The organism is Marinococcus sp. LNHM5E3-2.1, assembly GCF_056034365.1.
The window spans coordinates 81,645-95,559 of record NZ_JBQLIB010000008.1; the positions used below are offsets into that span (position 1 = coordinate 81,645).

The window sequence follows — 13,915 nt, forward strand, 5'->3', positions numbered from 1 at the left end:
TCGGTGTGCAAATAAAAAAGCACCCATGAACATTCCATGAGCACTTGGACAGCATGCCTGTTCAGGCAAAATCCAGAATATATACGAGACCGGTATAGGCACTCAGCACGAACATACAGCCGAGAATGAAAACGCTGAACGGCGAGCGTCCGCGATGAAAGCTCTGCACCATCAGGTATAAAAATCCAATGGATAACAGCACGCTTAAAATGGTGATTGGATGCAGCTGCAGCTGAAAGGAAGGATTGTCCGTTATAGAAGCAGGGTAGAGCACGTGAAACAAAAAGGCCGGGTTTTCATAATGCAGACTGCCGCCCGGTTCCTGCTCGGTCATAAAAGCTGTAATAACAAAGATGAGCATGGCGGTCAGGCTTTCTGCCCGAAGCCACTGCCGCGGATTGTAATCCTTGACCTGCTGCAGACGTTTGCGGATAAATATGCCGTTAAAAAGAGCAAAAATGAGAATAACAATATAAAACAAATGCTTCCATATGAGCGCTTCGCCGTATGGAAGAGCCCACGAACCGATAAAAGGGTCTGTCAAAAGCTGTCCCATGATTACGCCGGTAAAGGCGATAATAATGACACACATGACAGCGATCAGCGTGAACCATTCCAGAAAAGAAGCCCATTGTTTATAGGAAACGGCAAACCAGCTGACCATTAAAAGCGTGCCGATCCACAGACTCACGGCAAGCAGATGGAAAAAGTGAAGCGTTCCGCCGATGAGCGGGATCGCGTTGGCAGCGTGACCGGATGCTCCCAGAGCGCCAATCATTCCCATAATAAGAACGAGCCCGACCACAGCAGCAGCACGGGGCATGCCGGTGGAATGAAAGAAAAGAATAAATATCCCGAGCAGAAAAAAGCTCAGCACAAACAGTACTACCCAGCTCTTGCCTACTTCGTACTGGAACAATACGCGCTCAAGGGCTCCGAAAAAAGGCATGTCCCTGCCCGCAGCTACCGTGTGGGTGAGCTGGGCGATGGGGACGAAGGAAACGAGAGGCAGCAGGGCTGCAGCTGCTGCCGGAACGAAAAACGGAATAGAAAGAGCCGGCCGGTGCGTAGAAGGAATAAGCTGAAGTAAAAGCGTACCGGCGAGTACAGCGAAAAACAAATACTGCAGAGCGTTGCCTGCTGCAAGAATCATGTCCGGCGTTTCAGGCGGAAGAGAAACAGTGCAACGATGGCGGCGACGAGACCGAGGCCGATGAGGCCGATGGTTATGCCGAATCCGGAGCCGGCTTCTTCTTCATTAATGGCGCTTTCGGTTTCGCCTTCGGCGTTTTCTTCCGCTCCTTCCGCGTTGTTTTCAGAAGAGGAGTTGTCACCGGAGGCAGCCGCCTCTTCTTCGGATGCTTCTTCTACGGTGAACGAAGAGCTGTCCTCCATAATGTGGCCGTCTTCACTGACAATATCAAAAGAGGCTTCATATTCTCCTGCGTCAAGTGGCTCTTCCATGGTTACATTCAATTGGTCCTCTGGTTCGATGGAAACGTCGGCGGTCTCCACGTCGTTTCCTTCGGCATCTTTGACCGTGACCCCGTTGTAGTCTTCGATAGGGCCGTCAAAATAAAACGTGATGTCTTCCGGTGCCTCTACCGTGGCTCCGTCTTCAGGGTCGGAGCTTTCGAGGTGTGTATGTGCTTCAGCCACTGCGGGCGAAAGCAGGAAGCCTGCAGCTAAGCAGGCGATTAAACGGCGCATAGGTTTTTCCTCCTTTTATATGAACGAGAACGTGATTATAAACTTCTTCTTCCTTTATAACAAAGAATACGTTCAGAAAGGAGGAGAGGATGTGAATAATTTACGAAAATCGTTTTTGAAAAAGGAAAAAGGCAGAGAAAGATTATTTTCTCTGCCAGATCGACTTATGAGGAGGCGAGGAGCTGGAGAAACCCTTCAGCAGTTTCTGCTTTTAACAGCCTTTGAATTAATTTCGGCTGTTCAATCACCCGGCCGAGCAGCTCATACATCTCCTGAAGGTCTTCGGTGCTGTCTTTTTTAACATTTAACAGGCAGACAAGCTGCACAGGCCGCTCACCCCAGCGTACAGGTTTATCAAGCGTGCAGAAGGCCAAGAAGGTCTCCTCGGTCTTCGGCGTGACCGGATGAGGAATGGCGACAAGGTTGCCGAAGGCAGTTGAGGCCACATGCTCCCGTTCGAGGACAGAATCGAGAAAACCATCATCAATTAAGCGCCGGGAGGAAAGCTCCCGCTCGAAAAACTCGAGCACTTGCTTTGAGTCAGAAAGAGGCTGGTGTAAAAAGACCAGCGAGTCCCGTAAATACGTGCGGACGGCAGGCTCCTGGGAAACAAAGCTTTCAATCGTACGCAGGTCGGTTTCGCCGAGAATTGTATTTACCTGAAGGACTGGTACAGGAAGCTCATCATAAATAGGGACGGAGCTGATGATCACGTCTATGTGGTCAAAATTCATCTCCCGCAGGCGGTAGTATTCTGTCGTCCCCATGATGTGGAGGCGTTTTCCGAATTTTGACTGGAGCCGGTAGTAGAGCAGCTGGGCGCTTCCGCGTCCGGAGGCGCAGACGATCAGGCAGCGGGCAGGCGTCGTTTCCATTTTACTGCGCTCAAGAGCAGCACCGATATGGAGAGCCAGATACCCAATTTCATTTTCATCAATGCGAATATCGTAATGCTCTTCGAGAGCGATACCGGCGACTACCCCGGCTTCAAAGGCGAGCGGGTAGTTGGCCTTAATATCGGCAAGCATCGGATTACGAACGTTCATATTGTAACGGAACCGGCTGATGGCGGGCTGCAGATGAAGCGCAAGGGCGATGATAAGCTCCTGATCGTGCTGGAGCTTCAGGTGCAGCTCGTTGTCGATATGAGCGAGCAGAAAAGCGACCATGTCATACGTATCAGTATCCAGGGAGTTTTTAACCGCTTCAGCAGTGCCTTCTTCGTTGTCAAACAGACGGGTGCCGAGCAGATGAAGTGTAATATAGGCAATCTCTTCTGCCGGGAAGGACACCTGCCAGGTCTGGTTGATTTCTTCAACAATGTTTTTGGCTACCTGATATTCACGCTTTTGCGTCAGTTCATCAAATTCTGCGTGATACATCGATACGTAATGCTCGTCCTGGATGCGCTGGTAGGCAATAAGAATATGGTTGAATAAATTGTGCAGGGCAATATCGGATAAAGAAATGTGCTGACTTTTAATCTGCTCTAAAATAATGCTCCAGATGCTTTTTCGTTCTTCTTCAGAAAGGTGAAGAAAAGGCAGCGACTGATCGTGGCGCGGCTGCTCGTTCTGCCGGTCGAAAATATATTCAGCGATGCAAAAGCGCATTCGCATCTCGCTTCCCTGAAGATGCAGGCCGTCATTGGCTGTCCGTTCGAGAGCAATATTATACTCCTTTAAAATTTCCCTTACCTTTTTCAGGTCATTCTGTACCGTGGAACGGCTTACAAACATCTCATCGGCAAGCTCATCCAGCTTGATAAAGGAACTGGCAAGAAGCAGCCGCTGAATCAGATACGCGACCCGTTCTTCGGGCAGATTGGGGAGAGCCTGTGAATCAGGGGATGCCGGCTGCAGGTACTCCTTTACATATGCCCGGAACTTATCATTGTCGATGATCTTCAGGTGGTATCCCCTTCCTTTAATGGCTTCAATTTCTGCTCCGTGCGACTGAAGCGTTGCCTGAAGCCCTTTGATGTCTTCCCGGATGGTCCGGCTCGACACCTGTTGCAGAGCTGCGAGGTAGCTGCCGGTCACAGGGACGCCGCTTGCAACCAATTCTCTTAAAATGCTGTTGCTCCTTGTAGTCATGTCTCTTTAACCCCCTTAAAAGGTAAACATGTATGTAAGCGCTGCAGAAAAGTTTCATGGTCTGCAGTGCGCAATTAGGGATACTATAAAAGTAGCACAAAAGAAACAGGAAGGAAGTGCAAATCATTTCCGCTTCCTAACGGAAGAACATTCTCTATCTGTGAAAGCGCTATTTTATTATATTGAATATATCAACCGCACATCATTTTATTTTAATTGGAGGAATATCAATGAATATTTTATTAGCATGCTCCGCCGGAATGTCGACAAGTCTTCTCGTTTCAAAAATGAAGGAAGCAGCCGAAGAGCAGGGGGTCCAGGCAGAAATATGGGCAGCAGCCCAGGACAAAGCACCGGAAGAAATCAAAAAGGCGGATGTCCTTTTGATCGGCCCGCAGATGCGTTTTATGAAGAAAAAATTTGGCAAGGTTGCCGATGAACAGGGGATTCCGCTTGATATTATTGATTCCGTCGCTTACGGACGGGTAGACGGAAAAGCTGTACTTGATCACGCCATGAAGCTGTTAAGCGAGCAAAAATAGGGGGGAGACACATGAATCGTTTTATGGAGGTATTGGAAAACATTCTAATGCCAATCGCAGAAAAGTTAAATAATAACCGTCATCTGACGGCCTTGCGCGACGGGTTTTTGATTGCCCTGCCGTTAATCATTTTTGGCTCCATTTTAGTTGTTCTCGCCAATTTTCCTTTTCTTGACCAGCTGATCGGGGAAGACGCCTATGCAGCCTATCAGGCAGCGCTTGGTCCGGCTTCGGCATCCACGCTAAGTATTATGGGACTTTTTGTTATCATCGGTATAGGGTATAAATTAACAGCCTCTTACGGCGTGGAAGCACTCTACGGCGGGGTTGTTGCTCTGGCTGGTTTTATCATATTAACACCGCAGACCTTCGAAGACGTTGAGGGAGTTATACCTACTTCCACTCTCGGGGCGGAAGGCATGTTCGTCGGTATACTGACCGCGTTTCTCGCAGCCGAGCTGTACCGCTACTTTGTACAGAAAAACCTGACGATCAAAATGCCGGCCGGAGTTCCGGAGGCTGTCTCCAGATCGTTCAGCGCCTTAATCCCAGTGTCATTGACCTTATCAGTATTTCTCGCTATCCGTATTTTGTTCAGTCTTACCCCGTTTGAGTCTGCCCAGAACTTTATTTACACCGTGTTACAGGAACCGTTAACCGCGCTTGGCAGCGGGCTGCCGGCTACGATCATAGCTGTTCTTATGATTCAGGTATTCTGGTTTTTCGGCCTGCACGGACAGATTCTGGTTAACTCCGTGTTCGACCCGATCTGGTACGCGCTGAACGAGCAGAACCTGAGCGCATTCCAGGCTGGAGAAGAGCTTCCAAACGTTGTAACAAAGCAATTTATTGATACATTTATTGTAGGAATGGGCGGCTCCGGCATGACCCTTGCGATTGTGCTCTGGCTGTTCATGCTCGCACGCAGCAAACAGGCAAAACAGCTCGGTAAAGTCGGTGGGCCTCCAGGATTCTTTAACGTTAACGAACCGATTATTTTCGGTCTGCCGATCATTATGAACCCACTGGTATTAATTCCGTGGCTGGTGGCTCCGGTCGTGATCGCAGTCATCACATATGTAACGATGTCGATCGGTCTCGTGCCAAAGCCGGCAGGAATTATCGTTCCGTGGACCACCCCGATTTTCTTAAGCGGATTTCTGGCTACTGGGAACGCCTGGCAGGGGGCAGTCCTGCAGCTGTTTAACCTGGCTGTGGTGTTTATCATCTGGTTCCCGTTCCTGCGTATTCTGGACCGTCAGTATTTCCGGAACGAAGTAGAGGCAGAAAAAGAAATGACAAATGCAGACAACAAGCAAAAAAGCGGTTAAATCAGGATAGGAGTGGAGAATATGGAAGCGTTAACAGAAACGGCGTTTCAGATTATATTATACGCCGGCAACGGCAAAGCAAACGCCATGGAAGCGATCCAGGAAGCGAAGGCGGGAAATTTCGACCGTGCAGAAGAACTGATTAAGGAAGCAGGGGAAGAACTTGGAAAAGCACATTCCTATCAGACTAACCTGCTCACGAAAGAAGCAAGCGGCGAAGATTTTTCCGTTAATGTCATGCTGATTCATTCGCAGGATCATTTGATGACCTCCATGACGGTCAGAGATCTGGCGGAGGAGATCGTGGAAGTGTACCGCACTCGTTAACTATGAAAAAGGAGCCTGGCAAAAAGAAAAAGAGGGCCGGGTTCCTGCTTATTATAAAACATATTCAGGCCCAACCATTTTAGGAGGTACCATCTATGGCAGAACAGTTCACGTTTCCAGAAGGATTCTGGTGGGGGGCGGCCACATCCGCCACTCAGATTGAAGGCGCCGCGAAGGAAGGCGGTAAAGGGAAAAATATTTGGGATCAATGGTTTGAAGAAGAGCCGAATCGCTTTTTTAATGGCGTCGGTCCCGGCACCACGTCCGACTTTTACCACCAGTACAAGGACGACATCGCCCGGATGAAGGAGATTAATTTTAATTCCTTTCGCTTGTCGATCTCCTGGTCCCGGCTGATACCGGACGGCTCGGGGGAAGTGAATCCGGAAGCCGTTGATTTTTACAACAACGTTATCAATGAAATGATTGCGCAGGACGTGGAGCCATTTGTCTGTTTATATCATTTTGATATGCCGATGGCGATGCAGGAAATTGGCGGCTGGGAAAATAGAGAGACGGCGGAACACTTTGGCCGTTATGCCGGCATCTGCTTTGATCTGTTCGGCGACCGGGTAAAAAAATGGTTCACGCACAATGAACCGATTGTTCCGGTGGAGGGTGGCTACATGTATGACTTTCACTATCCTAATGTAGTCGACATGAAGCGGGCGGCCCAGGTGGGCTATCATACGCTTCTGTCCCACGTGTTCGCGGTTAGGGCTTTTCGTGAAAAAGACCGCGCCGGCGGGGAAATCGGCATTATTTTGAATCTGACACCTTCCTATCCAAGGAGCAGCCACCCGGCAGATCTGAAGGCTTCCCGGATTGCGGATTTATTTTTCAACCGGAGCTTTCTTGATCCAACGGTGCTCGGGGAGTATCCACAGGAGCTGATTGACCTGCTCGGGGAGCACGGGATGCTTCCGGATACCGAGAGCGGGGACAGGGAGCTGATTCAGGAAGGGAAAATCGACCTGCTGGGTGTGAACTACTATCAGCCTCGCCGGGTTAAAGCGAAGGAAAATCTCCCGAATCCAAGTGCTCCAATACTGCCGGAATGGTTTTTCGACCACTACGAAATGCCCGGCCGGAAGATGAACCCGTACCGCGGATGGGAAATTTATCCGAAGGGTGTCTATGACATCATGATGAATCTCCGGGATAACTACGGGAATATTCCGTCGTTCATTTCTGAAAACGGCATGGGGGTTCAGGATGAAGCCCGGTTTATGGAAAACGGGATGATTCAGGATGATTACCGCATTGAGTTTATTCAGGATCATCTCGAATGGCTGCACCAGGCCATCGAAGAAGGCGCTAACGCCAAAGGGTACCATCTCTGGTCGTTTATCGATAACTGGTCCTGGATGAATGCATATAAAAACCGCTACGGCTATTTTTCCGTCAATATTGATACAGAGGAGCGCACGCCGAAAAAGAGTGCCTACTGGATCACGGCCGTCCACAAAAATAACGGATTTGAAAAATAACATTACGGGGCCGTCTGTCTACACGCAGGCGGCCTGGTCTGTATAAATATAGGCATAAAAAAGGAGTGGGACGATGAAGGAAGGTATTAAGATTGTAACGGTCGGCGGGGGATCCAGCTATACACCGGAGCTCGTGGAGGGCTTTATTAAAAGACACAACGAACTGCCGGTGAAGGAACTATGGCTCGTGGATATTCCGGAAGGAAAAGAAAAATTGGAGATCGTAGGAAGACTCGCCCAGCGCATGACAGCCGAAGCAGGTATTGATATGACAGTGCACCTTTCCTACAGCCGGGAGGAGGCGCTGCCGGGAGCGGATTTTGTCACGACCCAGTTCCGGGTGGGCATGCTTGAAGCACGGGCGAAGGATGAGCGGATACCGCTCGCTTACGGCGTGATCGGTCAGGAGACGAACGGGCCGGGGGGACTGTTCAAAGGACTGCGGACCATTCCGGTTATTATTGACATTGTGCATGATATCGAGCGGCTGTGTCCGGACGCATGGCTTGTAAACTTTACGAATCCAGCCGGCATGGTAACAGAAGCGGTGCTGCGCTATACAAACCATGAACGCATTGTCGGCCTCTGCAACGTGCCGGTGGGAATGCAGATGGGGGTGGCCGATGCACTTGGAGTGGAAGGCAGCCGGATACAGATTGATTTTGCGGGGCTGAATCATATGGTGTACGGGCTGAACATTTACCTCGATGGCCAGAACATAAAGCAGCAGGCGCTTGAAGCGATGGCAGATCCGGCGAATGTCTCCACCATGAAAAATATCGCAGCGCTCGGATGGGAGCCTGATTTTATCCGGGCTCTGCAGGTGCTTCCCTGTCCGTATCACCGGTATTACTATAAAACAGAGGAAATGCTGGCCGAAGAACAGGAGGCTGCCAAAGAAGCAGGTACCCGGGCCGAAGTCGTCCAGGGGGTGGAGGAGGAGCTGTTTGCCCTTTATGCCGATGAAACGCTCCGGACGAAGCCCGAGCAGCTTGAGCAGCGCGGCGGGGCTTATTACAGCGAAGCGGCCTGCAGCCTGATCAATTCGATATATAATGACACCCGGGACATCCAGCCGGTTAATACGAGAAACCGCGGTGCCATTGCAGGGATTCCAGCAGAGTCGGCGGTGGAAATCAGCTCCGTCATTACGAAGGACGGTCCCCGGCCGGTGGCTGTCGGGGAGCTTCCGGTGGCAGTCCAGGGACTTGTGCAGCAGATCAAGTCGTTTGAACGGGTCGCTGCCGAAGCGGCAGTAACGGGAAGCTACCAGACGGCTCTTCTGGCGATGACGATTAATCCTCTCGTCCCGTCCGACACGAAAGCAAAGCACATGCTTGATGATATGCTCGAAGCTCATAGAGAACATTTGCCGCAATTTTTCCAGACAGAAAAGATTTGAAATGATGAAGGTCTCCTAATGCAGGAGGCCTTTTTTGTCAGAAAAAATTTTCCATATTTAAAAATAAACCACAAAAAGAACAAATGTTCGTGTATACTGAAGCGGAAGGAGGCGTTACGGATGAAAGAAAACAAATTAACCCCGGGGTCGAATATGCGCTGGGAATCCAGCCGGATGATTCTGCCGGAGCACCGGGAAATGTGGCTGCGTCATCAAAAAGAGGACCGAATGAAGTTCAGGCCTCTCTGGGATGAGCAGCAGCTTGAGGAATTTTCCCATCGCCTTCAGGAGGCTCTGACGGCTGGGACAGAAGTGACGCTTCACTTGTTTGATCCTTATGCAGAAATAAAAATGACCGGAAAAATTCTGCATCTGGATGCGCTGAACAAAACAATTAAAATAGAGGCGGGTGGAGACGTCCGGCATGTCGGCGTGCAGGATATTATGGATCTGGAAACGTAAACGCACGTTTTTGAAATAGGCGTAAGGGAAAGGAAAATAAGAACAGAACTCAAAAGGGAGAGGATGAAATGAAGGATAAAAAATTCAGCAGAATTTCTTTAACGTCTTCCCTGGGAGGTCTCGGACTGATTGCTGTATCGATTATTGTTTCAGCGGTGTTTTCCCTTCCCGACAACAGTCCCCTGGTGCCGTTATTCGGGTCGCTGCTGACGATCGGCATTCTGCTGCTTGCGCTCAGTGCATTTATGAGCATGATTGCTTTTTCGCGCCGGGAGCCGGGATGGATGAAGCTGAGCGGCTGGATTGTTATGGCGGTGCTTCTTCTCTGGTTTATGGTCAGTCCGGCCCTTACCGGGGTGGTATAAGTCTTCGGAAAAAACGCTGGTTGCGCGCAGTACTGGTTCGTGGTGTAATGTAGAAAAAGATGCAGAGGACGGATGTTTTATGAGTACACCAGATTTTCGGGCCCGCTCGCCGTGGGCATCATTAACGGATGTAGACAAAGTACACGTTTCTCCAGTTGCGCCCGGATCGATTCACACCTCTTTGACGGTGCCGGGAAGCAAGAGTTTTACGAATCGGGCCCTGATCATGGCCGCGCTTGCAGAAGGCACGTCCACTCTTTCAGGCATTTTAAAAAGCGATGACTCGTACTGGTGTCTTGGTGCGCTCCGGGCGCTTGGCGTAAAGTCCGAAGTGGAAGGAGATACGGTCACGATTCATGGATGCGGTGGCCGGTGGCCGGAGGAGGACGCAGAGCTTTACATAGGCGCTGCCGGCACTACGGCCCGTTTCCTTCCGGGACCGCTTGCCGCCGCCGGGAGAGGGGTTTACAAAGTGGAAGCGAGCAAACGGATGAGCGAGCGTCCGGTGGAGCCGTTAATGGAAGCCCTGGAAACGCTCGGGGCCGACGTTCATTACATAGATAAAAAGGGGTTTTACCCGCTTGAAATTCATGCGGGCGGGCTCCCTGGGAAAGAAGTGACCATTTCCGGGAAATTATCGAGCCAGTTTATCAGCGGCCTGCTGCTGACGGGCGCCTATACAGAGGAAGGCCTGCGCATCCGGATTCCGGATTACATTGTGCAGCATGCCTATGTACACATTACGCTCGATTTGATGAATCAGTTCGGGGTGCCGGTCACGTACAATGAGGATTTAACCGATATGCAGGTACCGGCAAAGAACTTTCAGGGCCGGAGTATGGCGCTTGAAGCAGATGCGTCGACAGCCAGTTATTTTATGGCACTCGCGGCACTGACGGCCGGGACGGTCCGTATTAATAATTTAACGATGGACACCAACCAGCCGGATATAGGGATGGTGGATGTGTTTGAAAAAATGGGCTGCCGGGTGGAAAAAGGTGACACCTACATTGAAGTTGCAGGACCCGAACAGCTTTCGGGAGGATTTGAGCTCAGCATGAAGGAAATGTCCGATCAGACGCTGACCGTTGCTGCCCTGGCTCCGTTTGCCGATGCGCCGATTACGATCCGGGACGTGGAGCATATTCGTCACCACGAATCCGACCGCATTCATGCAGCCTGTACAGAGCTCCAGAAAATGGGCATCCGGGTGGATGAATACTCGGATGGACTGAAAGTATACCCGGGGACACCAATCGGTGTGTCGCTTCACTCGTACGATGACCACCGGGTGGCTATGGCCCTTTCACTGATTGGTGCGAAGGTGCCCGGGATTCATATTGAAGACCCGGGGTGCGTATCGAAAACGTGTCCGACCTTCTATGATTTGTTTGAAGCAGCCGGCGTACCGGTGAAATTTTCATAAAAAAGAAGCCCTCTCCATTTTTAGGAGGGGGCTTTTGTGCAGAAATTATGACGCGGCAAGCTCCCGGCATGCTTTTTCGCAGCGGTAGCAGGCATCTGCGCAGTCTTTGCAGTGCTGATGGTCATGCTTGGCACATTCATCTCCGCATGTTTTGCAGGCCTCTGCACACAGCTGAGCGGTCTCTTTCATCAATGGACTGTTGGACTGTATTGCTTTAGCTGTCAGAGCACAAATGTCTGCGCATTCACGGTCGAGACGTATACATTCGGCCATCATTTTCACGTCGTCTTCCTGGAGGCAGTCGTTAAAGCACTGATTGCACTGCTTCATACATTCGATGCATGCTTCGAGGCATTCCTTCTGTGTAGCGTTCATATTTATCACCCTTTCTAATATTAGATACTGGTATAGGGGTTCCCGGAAGGGGTATTTATTCAAACGTAAAATATGGGGAAGCCTGCCTGCTTCCCCTGATGCTTTGTATCATTATTTATAGGGATGCTGCTGGTAAAAGAAATTCGGCGTGTGCATGATATTGCGGTAGGAGCTGTGGAAAATATGAGTAGCGGCCGGCGATACCGGCGGGATTAGCCACGTCCAGTCTCCGGTTACTTCCCGGCCTGTTTTTTGTTCCTGCTGCTCAAACCGTCTGAACTGCGAGGCGGCCGTGTGATGATCCACCATGCTGACGCCTGCTTTTTTATATGAATGAAGCACGGCGCGGTTCAGCTCCACAAGCGCCCGGTCCTTCCATAAGCTTCCCGCGTACGTCCGGTCGATGCCGAGTACGTCTGCAACCCGTGGCAGCATATCGTAGCGGTCCCCGTCTGCGAGGTTACGGGCACCGATTTCCGTTTCCATGTACCAGCCGTTAAACGGCGCGGCCGTATACGTGATGCCGCCGATCTCCATTTTCATGTCCGAAACAATTGGGACAGCATACCATTTTAAACCGAGAGTAGAGAAAGCATCGCTATCCGGATGGCTAATCGGAACCTCGAGTACTTCTTCGGCTCGGAGCGGAAACCACTGGGGATCGCCTTCGTTTACCTGAACAACCAGAGGAAGAAGATCAAACGATGTTTCTTCGCCTTTCCATCCCAATGATTCACAGTATTTTGTAAAGGGTACAGACTGCGGGTCGCCAATGATTGTCCCGTCCCGCTCGTAGCCGGCGTAGCGGATCAGCTGGTAGTTCCATATGCGCATCCGCTCCTGACCGTTTTTGACCGAGGGAAATACGGAGATAGTCGGAATGATTTTCCCGCCATTTTCTGCGTAACGGATATGGCGGCGGAGCGCTTCGGCTGCCTGCTCTTCGGTGCGCACGTACCGGCAGTCGAGAACCTGGAGGCTCTTCCAGAAAAACCGGCCGATGCAACGATTGCTGTTTCGCCAGGAGACCTTCGCTCCGAATGCCAGCTCCTCAAACGTGTGCTCATAATGCCCGGAAGCTTCAATTTCCTGCTCTACATTTTCCCAGCGGGCCTGAAAAATTTCTGATGACTGATCTGTTTCCCGGTAATATTGCTCTAAAAATGCGTATGCATCCTGTTTTAATGCTTGTATATTAGTCATTATTTGTCTGCACCTCAGCTTTTGCCTTTTTTCCAGTATAAAGGTATTAGCTGCTATTATCGAAAAATCAATCCTGTAAAAGCTATTTCCCGGGAAATAAATAGATGCAGCAGTAGATAAACGCATAAGTTGACACGGTCTTTAAGGAAGCGAATACTGGAAACGAAAGATTAAAGGAAGTGAGTTGATAGCAATGAAAGCAGTAATTACTACAGAAACCGGCGGACCGGAGGTGCTACAGATTCAGGATCGTGAGGCTCCAAAGCCGGAGATGGATGAGGTGCTGATCAGGGTAAAAGCAGCAGCCGTGAACCGGACCGACATTTTAAACCGGGAGGGCAAGGCCGGATATATCGAAAACCCGGTGCTCGGAATTGAAGTGGCAGGTGTGGTGGAAGAAGCAGGTACTGAGAACCCATTTTCACCGGGCGACCGGGTGATGGGGCTTGTGAATGGCGGCGGCTACGCAGAATATGCCGTCATGCGGGCCGACCGGGTGATGCGGATACCCGAGGCGTTCACGTATGCCAAGGCAGCAGCCGTGCCGGAGGTATTCTTAACGGCGTACCAGACGCTTTACTGGATCGGGCACCTGAACCAGCATGAATCCGTTCTGGTCCATGCCGGGGGAAGCGGAGTAGGCACGGCAGCCATTCAGCTCGCAAGCCAGCTTTCGTCGGCCCGTGTACTTACTACCGCCGGATCAGAAGAAAAACTGGAATTTATTCAAAAGCTCGGCGCAGAAGTACGCATCAACTATAAAGAGCAGAATTTTGAGGAAGAGGTGCTTGCGGCTACCGGTGATAAAGGTGTAAATGTGATTTTGGATTTTGTCGGGGCCTCCTACTGGGAACAGAACCTGAAAAGCATTCAAACCGATGGACGCTGGGTTTTAATTGGCGTGCTTGGCGGGGCGAACGTGCCGAATGTGAACCTGATGAAGCTGCTGATGAAGCGCGTGCAGCTGACCGGGACGCTTCTTACACCGCGGAGCGACGAGTATAAAGCCGAGCTGAGCAGGGATTTTGTGAAGCATGCGATGCCGCGTCTTGAAGACGGCTCCATCCGTCCTATCGTAGACACGGTGTTTTCATTTGAACAAATTGCAGATGCGCACCGGCATATGCAGGATAATAAAAACATCGGAAAAATCATATTGGAATGGTAGAAAAGAGCCTGGGTTCAG

Annotated in this window: 14 protein-coding genes; 9 read left to right on the forward strand and 5 right to left on the reverse strand. The window is 50.6% G+C overall.

Going from position 1 to position 13,915, the window contains the following annotated elements; all coding sequences use genetic code 11:
- Positions 1-61: 61 nt before the first annotated feature.
- The 3 genes from ACTRXH_RS10595 to ACTRXH_RS10605 all read right to left on the reverse strand — a co-directional run bounded on the left by ACTRXH_RS10595 (position 62) and on the right by ACTRXH_RS10605 (position 3,806).
- Positions 62-1,153: a copper resistance D family protein gene (locus tag ACTRXH_RS10595; protein WP_474282048.1), complete on the reverse strand. Its 1,092-nt coding sequence runs from the start codon at positions 1,151-1,153 to the stop codon at positions 62-64.
- A complete protein-coding gene (locus ACTRXH_RS10600) occupies positions 1,150-1,710 on the reverse strand; it encodes a copper resistance CopC family protein (RefSeq protein WP_474261355.1) in 561 nt (186 codons plus the stop codon). The genes ACTRXH_RS10595 and ACTRXH_RS10600 overlap by 4 nt, the downstream gene beginning before the upstream one ends.
- Positions 1,711-1,874: 164 nt before the next feature.
- On the reverse strand, positions 1,875-3,806 hold the full coding sequence (locus ACTRXH_RS10605) for a BglG family transcription antiterminator (RefSeq protein ID WP_474282050.1): 1,932 nt from the start codon (positions 3,804-3,806) through the stop codon (positions 1,875-1,877).
- A 230-nt stretch (positions 3,807-4,036) separates the two neighbouring features.
- Here ACTRXH_RS10605 and ACTRXH_RS10610 point away from each other — a divergent pair, with 230 nt between their 5' ends.
- From ACTRXH_RS10610 to aroA, 8 genes are all read left to right on the forward strand, one after another.
- Positions 4,037-4,348: a lactose/cellobiose PTS transporter subunit IIB gene (locus ACTRXH_RS10610; RefSeq protein WP_474261357.1), complete on the forward strand. Its 312-nt coding sequence runs from the start codon at positions 4,037-4,039 to the stop codon at positions 4,346-4,348.
- Between the two features lie 11 nt (positions 4,349-4,359).
- The gene (gene celB / locus ACTRXH_RS10615) at positions 4,360-5,679 is read left to right on the forward strand and encodes a PTS cellobiose transporter subunit IIC (protein WP_474261358.1); all 1,320 of its coding nucleotides are present in this window, start codon (positions 4,360-4,362) and stop codon (positions 5,677-5,679) included.
- 21 nt (positions 5,680-5,700) lie between these two features.
- On the forward strand, positions 5,701-6,006 hold the full coding sequence (locus tag ACTRXH_RS10620; RefSeq protein WP_079474600.1) for a PTS lactose/cellobiose transporter subunit IIA: 306 nt from the start codon (positions 5,701-5,703) through the stop codon (positions 6,004-6,006).
- A gap of 95 nt (positions 6,007-6,101) precedes the next feature.
- A complete protein-coding gene (locus ACTRXH_RS10625) occupies positions 6,102-7,496 on the forward strand; it encodes a glycoside hydrolase family 1 protein (RefSeq protein ID WP_474282052.1) in 1,395 nt (464 codons plus the stop codon).
- A gap of 73 nt (positions 7,497-7,569) precedes the next feature.
- Positions 7,570-8,898, forward strand: coding sequence for a 6-phospho-beta-glucosidase (locus tag ACTRXH_RS10630; protein WP_474282054.1), 1,329 nt, complete (start codon positions 7,570-7,572; stop codon positions 8,896-8,898).
- A gap of 120 nt (positions 8,899-9,018) precedes the next feature.
- On the forward strand, positions 9,019-9,360 hold the full coding sequence (locus ACTRXH_RS10635) for a YolD-like family protein (RefSeq protein WP_474282056.1): 342 nt from the start codon (positions 9,019-9,021) through the stop codon (positions 9,358-9,360).
- Positions 9,361-9,428: 68 nt separating this feature from the next.
- The gene (locus tag ACTRXH_RS10640) at positions 9,429-9,725 is read left to right on the forward strand and encodes a hypothetical protein (protein WP_474282058.1); all 297 of its coding nucleotides are present in this window, start codon (positions 9,429-9,431) and stop codon (positions 9,723-9,725) included.
- Positions 9,726-9,804: 79 nt separating this feature from the next.
- Positions 9,805-11,151, forward strand: coding sequence for a 3-phosphoshikimate 1-carboxyvinyltransferase (gene aroA / locus ACTRXH_RS10645; protein WP_474282060.1), 1,347 nt, complete (start codon positions 9,805-9,807; stop codon positions 11,149-11,151).
- A 45-nt stretch (positions 11,152-11,196) separates the two neighbouring features.
- On the opposite strand, the gene ACTRXH_RS10650 is transcribed toward aroA, so the two are convergent.
- Complete coding sequence (locus ACTRXH_RS10650) at positions 11,197-11,526, reverse strand: four-helix bundle copper-binding protein (RefSeq protein ID WP_474282062.1); 330 nt, start codon at positions 11,524-11,526, stop codon at positions 11,197-11,199.
- Between the two features lie 111 nt (positions 11,527-11,637).
- The gene (locus ACTRXH_RS10655) at positions 11,638-12,729 is read right to left on the reverse strand and encodes a nitric oxide synthase oxygenase (protein WP_474282064.1); all 1,092 of its coding nucleotides are present in this window, start codon (positions 12,727-12,729) and stop codon (positions 11,638-11,640) included.
- 193 nt (positions 12,730-12,922) lie between these two features.
- Here ACTRXH_RS10655 and ACTRXH_RS10660 point away from each other — a divergent pair, with 193 nt between their 5' ends.
- On the forward strand, positions 12,923-13,897 hold the full coding sequence (locus tag ACTRXH_RS10660) for an NAD(P)H-quinone oxidoreductase (RefSeq protein WP_474282066.1): 975 nt from the start codon (positions 12,923-12,925) through the stop codon (positions 13,895-13,897).
- Positions 13,898-13,915 lie beyond the last annotated feature (18 nt).